Below are 14,288 nucleotides of genomic sequence, written 5' to 3'. Positions count from 1 at the left end.
ATGTGATAGAATAACAGAAAGTTATTATTTTATTAACTATTTTATGCTAAACAAGCTAAAAAAGAAATCTAACACGCCCGCACAAAAGGTACATGATGCTTATAATCATGATATCAGAAAGGTAATCTGCATCACAACAGGTTTAACAGCCCTATTGTGTAAGATTTCACTGCAATTTTGCTGCGAGTTCATTGACAATAATAGATCCAATATCTCCTTTATAAAGAATGTTGCCCGATGGGTGAAATTTCCGACATCTACCCTATACATTGCCCATTCTGCATTTATCTTACGGGATTTGGTAAAAGATTATAAAGGCCCTAAGGGTAAAAAAGAATTAGCAAAAATTTTGGGTAAATCGGCTAACCTTGCAAGCAGCACCATAGAAGCATTGATGATGTTGAAAGTCATCCATTTTTTGGCTAGAGGTAATGCAGATGTAACAAGTTATATTAGTTCAACATCAACGATCCTATTTTTGTTCATTTCAGAACCTATAAGCTATTATTATACATGCAAGAAATATCTGGATAATAAGGATCCTGAAAAGTCTGCTAAGTGTAAGAAGGACCTTATTATCAGCACATTAACTTTGTCGTTAGGTTTATTAAACTTCATATTAAGAAGGATAGAAACTCCAACTATACCAATAAACTTGGGTAGTGGTATAATCTATAATTTCAACTTAAGCGTAACAGTCAGCATAATATATAGTGCAGTATTTCTTGCAGTTCAACTTGATAAGTTGTTTAATCAACCTGTCAATGATGATCCTTCCACTGAACTTGATGATGTTCATAATATAAACGGTCATTCTAATGACAGCACTGTAGAGGTATAAGAATTAGGGATGAAAAGATTTTATTTCTACTGCCAACGCTAGTACTGCTAATTTGCTAACAATACTCCAAAGTGATAGAATTTTACCTTCTACAACCTGGCTAACATCATGAAACTCACAGTCAGTGGCATTCAAGCTAGAATATACATCTTTTCTGCTATTACATCGGTATAAGTAACATGTTGAAGTATCTCCTATATAGTATATTAGCGGTTCTGCAGAACTGCTTTTAAACATGTCAATGGTTGGTACACCTTCTTGTATAATAACGCTATTGATTGCTATTCCTTCTTTTATCTTTTTCATTTTATGACGCTTTTTTTTATTGAGGTTTAATATTTCCTCTCCACTTGTTGCTGTTATAATGCCCATCCCATATGTGCCATTGCTTGCTTTGATAAAAACGTAAGGTTGTGTTTTTATTTCATATTCCTCATATTTTTTTTGCACTAGAGATAATATTTGGTCAACTTTAGTTGCTACTGCTCCTAGTGACAAATCATCATCAAAATCAACTCCATCACAGCTCTCTGTAAGCACAGAAATAAGCCATGGGTCCATTTTAAATTCGCTACAAAACTCGAACGCTAATTCTTGATAGATTTCAAAATACTTAAATTTCTGCCTGCTATGCCAACCGTATAGTGGGCTTGGTACTATATCTTGCTTTACGTCTTTTAGCGTGTCTGGAATGTGGCTCGTCATATCACGGTTCAGTATAATAACATCAGGCACAAATCCTGAAGTTGTCTTTAGCAGAGAGTTTTCTTTCACAACAGTTTCATACTGTTCTATTAAATTGTATACTTCATTATATAAAAGGCCAATTCTAGTCTCAAAACCTGCGAGTTGTAGTATTTTCTCTATAACAAATACGTTTTCTATATACATTTTATTGCGTGTATAATTTTCCGGTATTATAAGAACCTTTTTGTATTGATGTCTTTTAAAATAGCTTTTTATCAATCTTGCTGCCATCGTTCTTGATTCTTCACTTAAGTTATTGAACCCCGCAGGAAATAAATTAGCGTCTACTGGAACGATTTTATAGCCAGAGTTTCTAAGATCTATAGAGCTATAAAATGGCGATGTAAGGCCATTAAATTTTGCTTCGAACCAATTATTTATACTTTTTTCCAAATCTGGGTGAATTATGTTTTGCATCTGCACTTTAAATGTTATAAGGAAGGTATTATATTATAAGCTATAGTTGAACATATTTAGTAAATTTGACTAAAGATTAAAGTATAATGAGATTCTTATTTAAAGTGATAGAAAAATGATTCAACACGATAACAATAAAATGTATGGCACTACTATATTATCAATTAGAAAAGATAAAAGTGTAGTAGTAATAGGTGACGGACAAGTTTCACTGGGCCACACTGTTATAAAATCTGGAGCAAAAAAAGTTAGGCGTCTTTCTGGTGATTCCGTAATTGCTGGATTTGCCGGGGCAACAGCCGACGCATTTACTCTTTTTGAAAGATTAGAATCTAAACTTGACAAGCACCCAGGGCAATTAATGAGAGCATGTGTTGAACTTGCAAAAGACTGGAGAATGGATAAATATCTGAGGAAATTAGAAGCTATGATGATCGTTGCAGATAAATCTATTTCATTAGTAATTACGGGAACAGGTGATGTTCTTGAACCTGAAGATGGAGTCGCAGCTATTGGCTCTGGGGGAAATTTTGCTCTATCTGCAGCAAGAGCTTTAATTGACATTAAAGGAATATCAATAGAGGAAATTGCGAAAAAGGCTATGAAGATAGCTGGCGATATATGTGTTTATACAAATCATAATGTAGTTATTGAAAAGATAGAGGAGTGATATGTCTTCCAAGCAAAAAACTTTATGCACCAATTTTTCCAATCAGCCCATAACCCTTTCAGAAGGGCGGTCTTGTAGTAGTGACACCTACGATGAAAAAGATAACCTCTATAAAGATACTAAGAGTGGTTTTGATTCAAATGACAGCGATGTTCAAGTTAATGACAGCACTCAAGTTTTGTTAGATGACCTGCCACCACAGAAGATAGTTAAAGAATTGGACAGATTCATAATCGGACAGGATGATGCAAAGCGTGCTGTTGCTATTGCGCTCAGAAATCGTTGGCGTCGCAATCAGGTTCCATTTCCATTGCGTGATGAAATCATACCTAAGAATATATTGATGATCGGTCATACAGGGGTTGGTAAAACTGAAATAGCTCGTCGCTTAGCAAAACTTGCCGGTGCACCGTTCATAAAAATTGAGGCAACGAAGTTTACTGAAATAGGGTACGTTGGACGTGACGTTGATTCGATAATACGCGATTTAGTTGATGCAGCAATAGTTTTAGTTAAAGAGAAAGCCCGTAAAGCCTTAGCTAAAAAGGCTTTAATTTTAGCTGAGAAAACAATAGTAAACTCTATGGTAGGCGAAAATGCAACCGAAGAGAGTAAAAAAATTTTTAGAGAAAGGTTGAGGAATAAAGAGTTTGAGGACGGAGAAGTTTCTATTAACGTCAGAGAGAGCAAGAGTATGTTACCTACTTTCGATATACCAGGCATGCCAGGTGGGCAAGTTGGTGTGATGAATGTAACAGAAATAATGGGCAAGATGTTTAACGGGAGCAAAAAAACAAAAACTATTACGGTGAAGGTAAAAGAAGCGCGTGAAATATTAATTAATGAAGAAAGTGAAAGGCTAATGGATGAAGATAAGATAATCAAAGAAGCCATTGATCTTGTTAGTAATGACGGTATAGTATTTTTGGATGAAATAGACAAAATTGCAGCGCGTACAGAAGTAAAAGGTGAAGTAAACAGAGAAGGAGTGCAACGCGATCTGTTACCATTACTTGAAGGAACAACTGTTACAACTAAGTATGGCCATGTAAAAACAGACTATATATTATTTATTGCATCTGGTGCTTTTCATCAGTCTAAACCATCTGACCTCTTACCGGAATTGCAGGGCAGATTACCGATCAGGGTAGAACTTAAGGCACTTACTCAAGAGGATTTAATAAGAATATTAAAGGAACCAGAATCTAGTTTGTTAAAGCAGTACATAGCTTTAATGAAAACAGAAAATGTGACACTTGAGTTCACTGATGATGGTATAAAAACCATAGCTGAAATAGCGTTTACAGTTAATAGGCAAGTGGAAAATATAGGCGCAAGAAGGCTTCACACTGTCATGGAGAAGCTTTTAGATGAAATAAGTTTCATTGCTTCTGAGAAAAATAGCGAAAAATTCATTATAGACAGCAAGTATGTAAAAGATAAACTTGAGTCAATTTCGAAGCAGCTTGATTTATCTAAGTTTATACTTTAGGAAAAACGAAAAGCCTACTTTAAGTAGTATAGAGAGTGTTCAGAAGATTAGCCAGTAGACCTAAAATTTCAGCTATATTCTTTAGGCTGTTTTTCAACAGTAGAATGGTGTGCTGCGACCTCTTGCTTAACATCTAAGCTTAAGTCAATTATTGAGATATTTTCTTCATCATAATCTATGTCTTTTATTAACATATCGTCAGTAATAGTCAAAAGGTCAGGCGGAGAAAGAATAGTTCTTTTATTACCAGCTCTCATTCCCACAACTCCAAGCTCTATAGCAAGTGGTATTTTTTTATCGCCAACCCTAAATTGCACTGTTTGATCTTTGACTATATATTCCCCATTATGCTCCTTTACGCTATATTTAACCGATATCTCATCACCGCACCTTACTTGTTTTCCAGTCTTGTTAATTAAGTCATTAAAAACCATCAGATTATTTACTGAGTCGGGATATTTATCCTTTACTTCGATCAGTTTGACGTAATAAGAATTAAAATTCATTTTGTTCTCATTGGCAATAGTAACTACACGCTCTCCGCCTTCTTTCATACCTATTACCCCTAAACTCACTTCTTTTAGGTCATCTTGACCTATTTTCAAAGTAACATCAGAAACTTTGCTAGGGAGTGTTGCTGAGTTATTATTAGAAATTTTATATATTTGCAATAGGACTTCCAGGCCACAAAAAGCCTTGCTGCCACTGCCTTCAGTAATTTCATAAAAATTTATTGAATCTTCTTCCTTTTGCTGCGTTATTTCTTCTAAATATTCTGTCAGCCCATGCTTTTCAATATAGCGGTCAAGTGCTGATTCAAGTATTGGCTTCACTAGGTAATGTGCTATCGTCTGTATCAAACCACCATGCGTGGCATTTATCTCATAAAGCTTGTCCTTTTTTTCCGGTTTACCTTTGTTTATATAGACAATAGTAAACACAAAAGCAGAAGTTAAAGTGAGAATCATTACTACGGAAATAAGCATTTGTAATATAATTTTTCTAACCATCTTTCTTTACTTGATTCAATAAATCATATAAATAATTAGTATCCCCTGAAAGCGCACTCAAATTATCCAAGCCTTGTTTAAAGAGGCCGTCTATATAGTCCTCTACTTCACTTTTACCAAGCACAGACATAAGATTATTTGTTTTATCTTGTTCGTAGTCTTCAATATCATCCTTAGCTTGAAAGATAAGCCCTAGATTTATTCCATAGTTATATAACGCTTTACGTTGCTTGTCTGTAGCACCCCCTATTATAGCACCTATTTCACATGAAGCTGCAAATAGTTTTGCGGTTTTCATCAAATGAATTTCTTTTATTTTATCAGCTTGGCCCGACGTCATTCCAGCGTCATACATACAGCCGTACGAATGTTGTAGTTTTAAGGTAGAAAGGGTATCATGCAAGTAGCTGACACTGGAATCCATTTCATGTTCAGCTCCACTATCGCATGGCTTTTTGCACGAAATGCTTGTAGGCAAAGCCTTCTGGATCCCAGTGTCCGCTACTTGAATGACAGAGGGTTGGGGGCTAAAATCTATATGCTCACTGTTAATATCTAAAGCCTGTCCTCCCACCATTCCCCTAATTCCTATTGCCTGAGAAAGAACTTTTATGATCTCACAGCGTTTCTCATTTAACGAAGATAATACCTCAAAAGCCAGAGTAAGTAGTGCATCTCCGGCAAGCACTGCTGTTGCTTCATCAAATTTTTTATGGCAGCTTAGCTGGCTTCTGCGAGTATCACTGTTGTCCATGCACGGTAAATCATCGTGAATTAGAGAGTAAGCATGAACAAATTCAATTGCTGCAGCAACTGATATTACTTTTTTAGCTTCCGCGTTAAACACTCGCGATGAAGCTACGACTAAAAAGGAGCGTATATGTTTTGCAGGAGCAAGGAGTATATAACGCATAGCTGATATAAGCTTATTCTCGCTATTTTCGGGTAAGAGTTTATTTACTTCTACAATAAGCAAATTTTTTGTTGTTTCGTCTAGCATTTTTGAATTGTTAATTGTTTAGCACGTAACGCTAGCCAGCTAGGGCAGTAGAAAACTTTACTGTAGTTTACCAGTTATAAAAGATATTGCAAACATAAAAATTTTTTATAACATCAAAGAATAGGTTATTTTTTTGGTAAGAAATGTGAATAGCGAACTAGCAAAGAGCACTAGAGAAGACATAGAAGAAAAAGTGAAAAAGATTATACTAGAGCATATTAGTAAGGATGTAGAGAAATTCAACAGCTCTTCAAAGCTTTCCGAGCATGGTACAGACAGCTTAGATGCAGTTGAAATCATCATGGCAGCAGAAGAAGAGTTTGGAATAGAAATTCCAGATGAAGACGCACAAAAAATGGAAACTATGGAGCAAATAGTTGAGTACATTAATAATAAAAAAGGCTAATAGTTAGTGTTAAATGAGCAGAAGAGTAGTAGTCACTGGTGTTGGTTTAATCACTCCACTAGCGGCAGATGTTGACAACACTTGGTCAAGGCTAATAAAAAGTGAGTCTGGCATAAAAGCAATCAATACGGATAGATTTGACTCTTCTGATCTTGCTTGCAAAATTGCAGGGCAGGTGCCGTTGCAATCAGACAACATTGAGCACCATTTCAATCCACTAGATTATATTTCTGAGAAAGACTCAAAAAGGACAGATCGTTTTATCCATTACGGTATTGCAGCAGCTATTCAGGCAGTAGATGATTCATTAATTTTGGAAAGCCAAAATATCAATCGGGAACGTGTTGGTGTGACTATTGGCTCTGGTATAGGTGGTCTTCCGTCAATTCAGGAAAATGTTATTACCATGCAGGAAAAAGGGCCCAGACGTGTCAGTCCATTTTTTGTCCCTGCAAGTCTAATAAATTTGATATCTGGCCATATTTCTATTAAATACGAATTTACAGGTCCAAACGATTCAGCAGTAACCGCATGTGCAACAGGTGCGCATGCAATCATAAACTCAGCAAGAACTATAAAACTTGGTGAAGCGGATGTTATGATTGCAGGTGGAGCAGAAAGTGCACTGTGTAGCGTTGGAATTGCAGGTTTTGCATCTATGAAGGCGTTATCAACTAAATTTAACGATAAACCGGAAGAAGCTTCAAGGCCATGGGATGAAGAACGCGATGGTTTTGTTATGGGTGAAGGAGCAGGTATATTGGTGCTGGAGGAATACGAACATGCGAAAAAAAGGGGGGCAAAAATACATGCTGAACTGGTTGGGTACGGACTCACAGGAGATGCGCACCACATTACAGCACCACATCCAGAAGGAAGAGGCGCATTTAAGGCAATGCAGCTTGCTTTAAAGAGCGCACAAATTAATCCCAATCAAGTAGGGTATATCAATGCACATGGAACTTCAACGCCACTTGGAGATAAAATTGAAGTAATAGCAATGAAACAGTTATTCGGTGACTACGTTTATAAAATACCTGTTTCTTCAACTAAATCTTCTATAGGACATTTACTTGGTGCTGCAGGGAGCGTTGAAGCAATATTCAGTATTCTTGCGTTAAATAATGGAATTATTCCGCCAACCTTAAATTTACACAAGCCTTCAGAAGGATGTGATTTAAATTTTGTACCGTTTAAAGCTCAGGAGCATAAAATTCAATATGCACTTTCTAATTCGTTTGGTTTTGGTGGCACTAATGCATCGCTCATATTTGGACAAGTTTAGTTGATGTCACCCCAGTGTCTTCCTCTTGTCATTCCAGTACCCTCCTCTTGTCATGCAAGCAGCTCTCCTACTGTCATCCCAGCACGTGACACTGGGATGACAAACGGTTGTGAAAGGGAATACATATAAAAATTAAACTATCAATAGCAATTCAAAAAGAAAAAATATTCTATTCATCCCTGAAGAAGTATTTTATTGACAATTTATGAATAAAGATCAATAATGCAGAAAAGGAATTGATGGGCGTATGCATGAATTTAACCACTATTAATTGTACATTATTTGTTGTAATTACATATTTTTTGACGTGCATTATAGCTTGGTGCTTACCTTTCAAAGACATAACATTATTAACAACATTTGTTCCGGCTTCAGTTGCAATTTTGCTAACCATTTATAATAAACAGAAGGTAAGGGATCTTTTTAAACTTAGTTCGCCAAAAAACTGTCTATTAGGGTTTATACTTATTCTGGTAAGTATGCTAATTTCCAATGGTCTTTTGTCAATTTACTGCGGTTTTTCATTTTTCCGAGAGTCTTTTACGTTAGACCGTGTAAAGGATTTGAGTGCAGTTTTGAGTCCATTAGTGATGTTATTTGTTTTATTATCAACCTTTGTGATGTGGATCATTATGTCTCTTGGTGAAGAGATCGGTTGGCGTGGCTATCTTTTGAAAAATCTTAAAAGCAAAATATCAAATTTTTATATCAGAGCAATTATTGTCGGTATTATTTGGTCAGTATGGCACATACCAACTTATGTGGTTGCTGGCTCAGCTTTGTGGAAGGATGGCTTTACATTCCCGACTATTTGTGCTTATACCCTTTATATTTGTGCAATGTCTATAATGTTTACCTGGTTGTTTGAAAAAGACAACTCGATTTGGCCAGTAACTATTGCTCATGCAACAAATAATCTTGTGTATAGTGTTTTGAGCATTCTAATGCCGTCTCCTCCTCTGTCAACTTTCGATGCAGTAATTCGCCTTACATTAGGAGCAGCTGGTTATTTCATTGTTGCAATTGGTGTTATTTGGTTTGATAAAGCTCGAGAGCGTCATTTGAGTAATTCATAGTATAAAATTTCGGGGGCAATTCGCATCAGGTGTCATGCAGGTAGCATGACACTGGGATGATGAGGAAGAAAAAGCAAATTTTGCCTTTTACGGTCAATCTATTATACTTAGTAAGACTTCAATAAACTAATGAATTATACTTTATATCTAATTAAATGCACAAGATATTAATAAGAAATAACTACAAACCTTTGGTCGGAAAAATCAAGATTAATGGCTCAAAAAATGCTGTTTTACCAATAATGGCAGCAAGTCTATTAAGTAGCTCCCCGGTAATTTTGCATAATGTACCTGATTTAATTGATGTGCATCTAATGTCTAAGTTGCTTGAAAGTCTTGGAGCAGAAGTGAACTTTATGCACAATAAAAATTATAAAGCGAACCATACTTTGAAAATTGACTGCAGCAATATCAACAATCACGTGATGCCATATAAAACCGCAAGTAAGCTAAGAACTTCTTTTCTAATATTGGGTCCAATGCTTAGCAGATTTGGCAAAGCGAGAACAGCATTTCCTGGTGGATGCAACATTGGAAAGCGTCCCGTTGATATGCATATTAAAGCATTAGAAGAAATGGGAGCTAAAATTGAAATTGACGGCTATAATATAATTGCAACAGTGAAAGGAAAGCTACAAGGAAAAGAAATCACATTTGAGAAAATAAGTGTTGGCGCAACAGAAAATGTAATAATGGCAGCAACATTTGCAGAAGGAGTGACAACAATAAACAATGCTGCAACTGAGCCGGAAGTTCTTGATTTAATAGATTTTCTGAAGAAAATGGGTGCTGATATTGAAATTGATAATACAAAGGTCATAATAACAGGAGTTGAAGCACTAAATGGATGTGTTCATAAAATAATACCAGATCGCATAGAAGCAGGCACCTATGCACTAGCTGCTATAATAACCGGTGGTAAGTTGGAGTTGGAAGGAATAAATCTATCTGATATAAGGTGTATTACAAATGAGTTGGAGACTATAGGAGCTATGGTTGAACTGTATGATGGAGGCATTGTTATTTCCAGAAAAAATGGCTCTATTAAGTCTGCTAACGTTGCGACAGATCCATATCCCAATTTTCCCAGTGATATGCAACCACAACTGATGTCTGCAATGTGCATCGCTGATGGGATATCAGTAATTGAAGAGAACATTTTTGAAAACAGATTTACACATGCAGATGAATTGAGAAAGTTAGGTGCTAATATCAGCATCGAGAAAAGCAAAGCTACTATAAGTGGAATAAAAAGCTTATCTGGAGCTAATCTATATGCTACTGACTTAAGATCAACAGCAGCTTTGGTGCTTGCTTCTTTGGTAGCCGGTGGAGAAACTATAATAAACAATTCACATCATTTATGGAGAGGATATGAAGCAATGCATGAAAAACTCAATTCATGTGGAGCTGATATCTCCATTTCGTCTTGAGGATATTTTATGAATGAAGCAACCAAACGAACTATAGTAAAAGAAATAGATGCAATCTTATATGAAGAACATAAGGTATTAGACCATGGATTTATTCGAGTAGTGGATTATATGGGCTCTGATAGCGCTATAGTTCAAGCTGCTCGTGTTTCTTATGGCAAGGGAACAAAACAGATAAGTCAGGATGAAGCACTTATAAAGTATTTAATGAGACATCATCATACAACTCCATTTGAAATGTGTGAAATTAAGTTTCACGTGAAACTTCCAATTTTTGTTGCAAGGCAATGGATAAGGCATAGAACTGCAAATGTGAATGAATATTCAGCAAGGTATTCAATACTTGATAATGAATTTTATACACCTAAACCAGAACAAGTTGCAAAACAATCTGACAATAATAAACAAGGTAGCGGGGAAGCTTTTGATCCAGATACCTCAAAGGAAATAATAGATTCTCTAATAAATGACTCTAATTTAGTATATTCTCATTATGAAAAATTTATTGAGCAGGGGCTTGCAAGAGAAATTGCCAGAACTAACCTAATGCTTAATTACTACACGCAATTTTATTGGAAAATAGATCTGCATAATCTCCTTCATTTTTTGAAGCTTAGAGCTGATAAGCATGCCCAATATGAAATCAGAGTTTATGCAGAAGTTATGCTGGATATAATAAAAAAATGGGTTCCACTGGCCTACAATGCCTTTGTTGAATATTGCCTAGAATCAGCCTGTATTTCAAGAACTGGTCTAGAAATAATTCGCAAATTAATTAAAGGGGAAAACGTTACTAGAGAAGAAAGTAATATTGGTAAAAGAGAATGGGGCGAGCTGATGTCTATACTTGATAAACAATCTTAAAGATAAAGGCATACGTGTCAATCTCCTCTGTCAGTTAACTCTCGTTCACCAGATTGAATCTTGCTTTTTACATCACATTAACTCATCACTTTTATAGAACATCTCATTAAAATCATTTAGAGTTCCAAAATCCTGACCCTTGATAAACAGGTGATCATTAGCAACATGTGCTTCATCAAGAGTAAACAGCTCGTAATGATGATTGTGAGCGGGCCTAACAATTTCATTATATAAAACCATTACTTGTTCGTAGTTATATCCATCGCCAGCATGATATTTACCACGTACGGTATCATAAAAATTCTTTACATCATCATATGTCACTTGCAGCTCCACCTTATACTTTCCCACTTCAAGAGGACTTCCTGTCTTTATTTTTAAGGGATGTTGTGAATTTGCAACACTGTTAGAAGTTTCTGCTTCAATATCAGAATTTTTATCCATATTTTCTATCACACTTGCCATAACCATACGCGTCAAGTTAAGAGATTGTGAGCAAATTTAGAGAGGTTAAAGTGGATACTCTAGCCCTTCTACGTTTGTCTTTTAATGAAAATCGCGACCAAGTTATAGTGAGTTTTTTAAGAAATGCTTTTAAACTATTAATTTTGGTTAATACTAAAAATAACTCTCTAACCCGCCTTTTTAGCTCAATAAATGCCTTTGTTAAGCTAAGTTGTAATAGTTCAGACTTGATCTGACAGGCGTGAATTAACTGACAGAAGAATTGACAAAGTCAAAACCAAAATCAGCATCCTGTTTAATGCTATCAATATTTTTCTGATAAGCAATATGCATACTATCAAAAAAGGTTTGCATAGGTGTCTTACCATAGCAATATTTACCTGAATGCGGTCGAGATCTATTGTAAGAATGCACCCAATGGTCTACATCTAGCTGAAGCTCTGCCAAAGAGGTGTAAATTTTCTTTCTGAAGATAATATTGTAGCATTCATCTTGCATAGTTCTGTGGAACCTTTCACAGATGCCATTAGTTTGTGGAGAACGAGCTTTGGTTCGAGAATGATCAATATTTTCTACCCCCAAATACAGCTGGTAAGCGTGATTTTCAGGTCTGCCACAGTACTCTGTACCACGATCCGTCAAAATGCGTAGCAATGATACTTTCTGTTCATCAAAAAACGGTATCACCCTATCATTGAGAAGGTCTGCAGCTGTAATAGCAGTCCTTTCTGTATAAAGCTTAGCAAAAGCAACTCTAGAGTAGGTATCAACAAAGGTTTGTTGGTAAATTCGTCCAATACCTTTGATATTACCCACATAATAGCTATCTTGGCTACCCAAGTATCCTGGATGTTCTGTTTCAATTTCTCCATGGGCCTCTTTTTCTTCCTTAGCCTTCTCTAGAGCTGTTATCTGCTCTTCTGTTAAGATAATGCCATCTTGAGCTACTTTTGCTTCTAATGCCTTTAACCTCTTTTTGAAATTCTCAAGATCGTTTCTTTGCCACACTGATCTTATTCCACTTGCAGAGATGAGAATTCCTCTCTTTTTCAGTTCGTTTGCTGCTCTTTCTTGTCCATACGCTGGAAATTCTATTGCTATTTCAATTACTGCTTTTTCTATATCCTCCGATACCCTATTTGCATATAATGGCTTGCTTTTGCTTATCTCGTGTAAAGCCTCTTCTCCTCCTTTTTCATACAGTTCTTTGAAGCGGTAAAATGTATCCCTTGAATATCCCATTACCTTACACGCCTGTGATACATTTCCTAATTGCTTTGCAAGTTCTAGCAATCCCAACTTTGGTTTTAGTATTTTTTCTTGTGTTGTACTCATATCTGACACTCCTTTAAAATTTATTCATATTTTTATCTTACTTTGTTCGCCTGTCAGATCAAGTCTGAACTATTACAGCTAAGTTCTGTATTCTTTTTCACTTCTGTGCAACCAACTATGCCGTGAAATATAAGAATTGCGCACAATTTAGCATATAGTTCACATAATACTCTGCATGGCTTTCCTTTTAGCTTATCAAGCCTGATATGGCTTTTATACAATTTAAATAATAACTCAATTTGCCACCTTACTCTGTAAATCGTTAATACTTGCTCAGCACTAATTTTATTTTCTGGAACATTAGTTATAAATATTGACCAGTTCAACAATTTTTGATTTCTTTTAGAGGATGTATATCCCTGCGATCTTGCTAATCTATTAGCTTTCCTTCTTCTGGCCATAGACTGTTCTTCAGTTAGTTTCTGACATATAATTCTTACTCTAATTTTTGCTTCTTTTCCTAACAATACCTCGTTTTCTAAAAATAACTTATCCTCTAAACATTCTAATAACTCCATTTTTTGATTTGTTTCTACATCATATATGTTGGTATCGGATTTATAACGACTTATGAAATAAGCTCCTATTTCATTGATTTGTTTAAAAGAACTTGGCACAAAATAACCGAGATCAGATATTAGCAAATCATTGCTTAATATATTACTTAAATGTTTCCTATATCCCTGGTCTGATCTTACCCCCTCCGTTAAATTAAGTTGGTCTATTATCTGATTCATGTAGTCGAAAACTAATTGTAACTTTATTCCAGACTTAGTATTGCTTTCATAGCCACTGTAGCTAGTACCATAACCTTTATACATCTCTTCCATACTGTTAGGTAGAGTAATATAGCTACTGTCCAATAATTTAACACTATTAAATTGCTGTAAGATTTTGCAATCAACTTGCAAGATATTTTTAAAGAGAATCACAGATTCATTATACATCCTTTTCATAAATTCCACTGCTTCTTCAGTAAATCTAAAATCCAAACCTTGTTTTGTTATATCTATCGAGTCCTCGTTTAGTAATTGACACATTGTTTCTACGCTACAATTATCAACTCCTATATTACCCAAGACCATGGCTTTTACGAATGATGAACCTTTTAGCTTTCTCTTTCTTTTTATAAACCTTGTTGTAATTGAGATTTTCTCTGCTTTTTCATTAAAAAATTCTTTGAGCTTTTTTGATAAGCAAGTTATTTTATTCATTGGTTCTCTCACTAAAAGTATATCTGGGAGAAC

The 14,288-nt window shown here is 35.5% G+C and carries 14 protein-coding genes and 3 pseudogenes; 9 read left to right on the top strand and 8 right to left on the bottom strand.

Going from position 1 to position 14,288, the window contains the following annotated elements:
- Positions 1–43: 43 nt before the first annotated feature.
- Entirely contained in the window at positions 44–841 is a 798-nt protein-coding gene (locus ABWU73_RS07675; protein WP_264329874.1) for a hypothetical protein, read from the top strand.
- 3 nt (positions 842–844) lie between these two features.
- On the opposite strand, the gene gshA is transcribed toward ABWU73_RS07675, so the two are convergent.
- The gene (gene gshA, locus ABWU73_RS07670; RefSeq protein ID WP_265017795.1) at positions 845–2,005 is read right to left on the bottom strand and encodes a glutamate--cysteine ligase; all 1,161 of its coding nucleotides are present in this window, start codon (positions 2,003–2,005) and stop codon (positions 845–847) included.
- 115 nt (positions 2,006–2,120) lie between these two features.
- Here gshA and hslV point away from each other — a divergent pair, with 115 nt between their 5' ends.
- Positions 2,121–2,675 (top strand): ATP-dependent protease subunit HslV, encoded by a 555-nt coding sequence (gene hslV / locus ABWU73_RS07665; RefSeq protein ID WP_006280198.1) that lies wholly within the window; start codon positions 2,121–2,123, stop codon positions 2,673–2,675.
- A gap of 1 nt (position 2,676) precedes the next feature.
- Positions 2,677–4,167: an ATP-dependent protease ATPase subunit HslU gene (gene hslU / locus ABWU73_RS07660; RefSeq protein ID WP_006280200.1), complete on the top strand. Its 1,491-nt coding sequence runs from the start codon at positions 2,677–2,679 to the stop codon at positions 4,165–4,167.
- A 68-nt stretch (positions 4,168–4,235) separates the two neighbouring features.
- On the opposite strand, the gene ABWU73_RS07655 is transcribed toward hslU, so the two are convergent.
- Positions 4,236–5,177, bottom strand: a complete 942-nt coding sequence (locus tag ABWU73_RS07655) for an FKBP-type peptidyl-prolyl cis-trans isomerase (RefSeq protein WP_010963087.1) — start codon at positions 5,175–5,177, stop codon at positions 4,236–4,238.
- Positions 5,170–6,177 carry a polyprenyl synthetase family protein gene (locus ABWU73_RS07650; RefSeq protein ID WP_010082029.1) on the bottom strand — a complete coding sequence of 336 codons (1,008 nt, stop codon included), beginning with the start codon at positions 6,175–6,177 and terminating at the stop codon, positions 5,170–5,172. The genes ABWU73_RS07655 and ABWU73_RS07650 overlap by 8 nt, the downstream gene beginning before the upstream one ends.
- A 145-nt stretch (positions 6,178–6,322) precedes the next feature.
- Between ABWU73_RS07650 and acpP the strand changes: the two genes are divergently transcribed.
- Genes acpP through ABWU73_RS07635 form a run of 3 tightly spaced genes read left to right on the top strand, consistent with a single transcriptional unit; the run spans position 6,323 to position 7,997 of the window.
- Positions 6,323–6,583: an acyl carrier protein gene (gene acpP, locus ABWU73_RS07645; protein WP_006279836.1), complete on the top strand. Its 261-nt coding sequence runs from the start codon at positions 6,323–6,325 to the stop codon at positions 6,581–6,583.
- 13 nt (positions 6,584–6,596) lie between these two features.
- Positions 6,597–7,868: a beta-ketoacyl-ACP synthase II gene (gene fabF, locus ABWU73_RS07640; RefSeq protein ID WP_265017794.1), complete on the top strand. Its 1,272-nt coding sequence runs from the start codon at positions 6,597–6,599 to the stop codon at positions 7,866–7,868.
- 3 nt (positions 7,869–7,871) lie between these two features.
- Positions 7,872–7,997: a hypothetical protein gene (locus tag ABWU73_RS07635; RefSeq protein WP_255322260.1), complete on the top strand. Its 126-nt coding sequence runs from the start codon at positions 7,872–7,874 to the stop codon at positions 7,995–7,997.
- A 40-nt stretch (positions 7,998–8,037) separates the two neighbouring features.
- Here ABWU73_RS07635 and ABWU73_RS07630 read toward each other — a convergent pair whose 3' ends face one another.
- Positions 8,038–8,262, bottom strand: a complete 225-nt coding sequence (locus tag ABWU73_RS07630; protein WP_010082031.1) for a hypothetical protein — start codon at positions 8,260–8,262, stop codon at positions 8,038–8,040.
- 181 nt (positions 8,263–8,443) lie between these two features.
- Here ABWU73_RS07630 and ABWU73_RS07625 point away from each other — a divergent pair, with 181 nt between their 5' ends.
- The 3 genes from ABWU73_RS07625 to thyX all read left to right on the top strand — a co-directional run bounded on the left by ABWU73_RS07625 (position 8,444) and on the right by thyX (position 11,241).
- On the top strand, positions 8,444–8,944 hold the full coding sequence (locus ABWU73_RS07625; protein WP_264329410.1) for a CPBP family intramembrane glutamic endopeptidase: 501 nt from the start codon (positions 8,444–8,446) through the stop codon (positions 8,942–8,944).
- Positions 8,945–9,099: 155 nt separating this feature from the next.
- A complete protein-coding gene (gene murA / locus ABWU73_RS07620; protein ID WP_006279833.1) occupies positions 9,100–10,377 on the top strand; it encodes a UDP-N-acetylglucosamine 1-carboxyvinyltransferase in 1,278 nt (425 codons plus the stop codon).
- Between the two features lie 9 nt (positions 10,378–10,386).
- Positions 10,387–11,241, top strand: a complete 855-nt coding sequence (thyX, locus tag ABWU73_RS07615; RefSeq protein WP_010082033.1) for an FAD-dependent thymidylate synthase — start codon at positions 10,387–10,389, stop codon at positions 11,239–11,241.
- A gap of 72 nt (positions 11,242–11,313) precedes the next feature.
- On the opposite strand, the pseudogene ABWU73_RS07610 reads toward thyX, so the two are convergent.
- From ABWU73_RS07610 to ABWU73_RS07595, 4 genes and pseudogenes are all read right to left on the bottom strand, one after another.
- A pseudogene (locus ABWU73_RS07610) lies at positions 11,314–11,709 on the bottom strand (hypothetical protein); the annotation flags it as partial.
- Positions 11,710–11,722: 13 nt separating this feature from the next.
- A pseudogene (locus ABWU73_RS07605) lies at positions 11,723–11,920 on the bottom strand (IS4 family transposase); the annotation flags it as partial.
- Positions 11,921–11,952: 32 nt separating this feature from the next.
- Complete coding sequence (locus ABWU73_RS07600) at positions 11,953–13,041, bottom strand: IS481 family transposase (protein ID WP_264329420.1); 1,089 nt, start codon at positions 13,039–13,041, stop codon at positions 11,953–11,955.
- Positions 13,042–13,118: 77 nt separating this feature from the next.
- A pseudogene (locus ABWU73_RS07595) lies at positions 13,119–14,255 on the bottom strand (IS4-like element ISWen1 family transposase); the annotation flags it as partial.
- Positions 14,256–14,288: the final 33 nt, after the last annotated feature.

Origin of the sequence: Wolbachia endosymbiont (group A) of Andrena helvola, from assembly GCF_964028415.1 — a bacterium.
GTDB lineage: Bacteria > Pseudomonadota > Alphaproteobacteria > Rickettsiales > Anaplasmataceae > Wolbachia > Wolbachia pipientis.
This window is presented reverse-complemented; position numbering and strand designations above follow the sequence as displayed.

Coding starts and splice junctions, on each gene's coding strand:
- ABWU73_RS07675 (WP_264329874.1), top strand. CDS start 44: ATGCTAAACAAGCTAAAAAAGAAATCTAACACGCCCGCACAAAAGGTA.
- gshA (WP_265017795.1), bottom strand. CDS start 2,005: ATGCAAAACATAATTCACCCAGATTTGGAAAAAAGTATAAATAATTGG.
- hslV (WP_006280198.1), top strand. CDS start 2,121: ATGATTCAACACGATAACAATAAAATGTATGGCACTACTATATTATCA.
- hslU (WP_006280200.1), top strand. CDS start 2,677: ATGTCTTCCAAGCAAAAAACTTTATGCACCAATTTTTCCAATCAGCCC.
- ABWU73_RS07655 (WP_010963087.1), bottom strand. CDS start 5,177: ATGGTTAGAAAAATTATATTACAAATGCTTATTTCCGTAGTAATGATT.
- ABWU73_RS07650 (WP_010082029.1), bottom strand. CDS start 6,177: ATGCTAGACGAAACAACAAAAAATTTGCTTATTGTAGAAGTAAATAAA.
- fabF (WP_265017794.1), top strand. CDS start 6,597: ATGAGCAGAAGAGTAGTAGTCACTGGTGTTGGTTTAATCACTCCACTA.
- ABWU73_RS07635 (WP_255322260.1), top strand. CDS start 7,872: ATGTCACCCCAGTGTCTTCCTCTTGTCATTCCAGTACCCTCCTCTTGT.
- ABWU73_RS07630 (WP_010082031.1), bottom strand. CDS start 8,262: ATGGTTAGCAAAATTGCAACTGAAGCCGGAACAAATGTTGTTAATAAT.
- murA (WP_006279833.1), top strand. CDS start 9,100: ATGCACAAGATATTAATAAGAAATAACTACAAACCTTTGGTCGGAAAA.
- thyX (WP_010082033.1), top strand. CDS start 10,387: ATGAATGAAGCAACCAAACGAACTATAGTAAAAGAAATAGATGCAATC.
- ABWU73_RS07600 (WP_264329420.1), bottom strand. CDS start 13,041: ATGAGTACAACACAAGAAAAAATACTAAAACCAAAGTTGGGATTGCTA.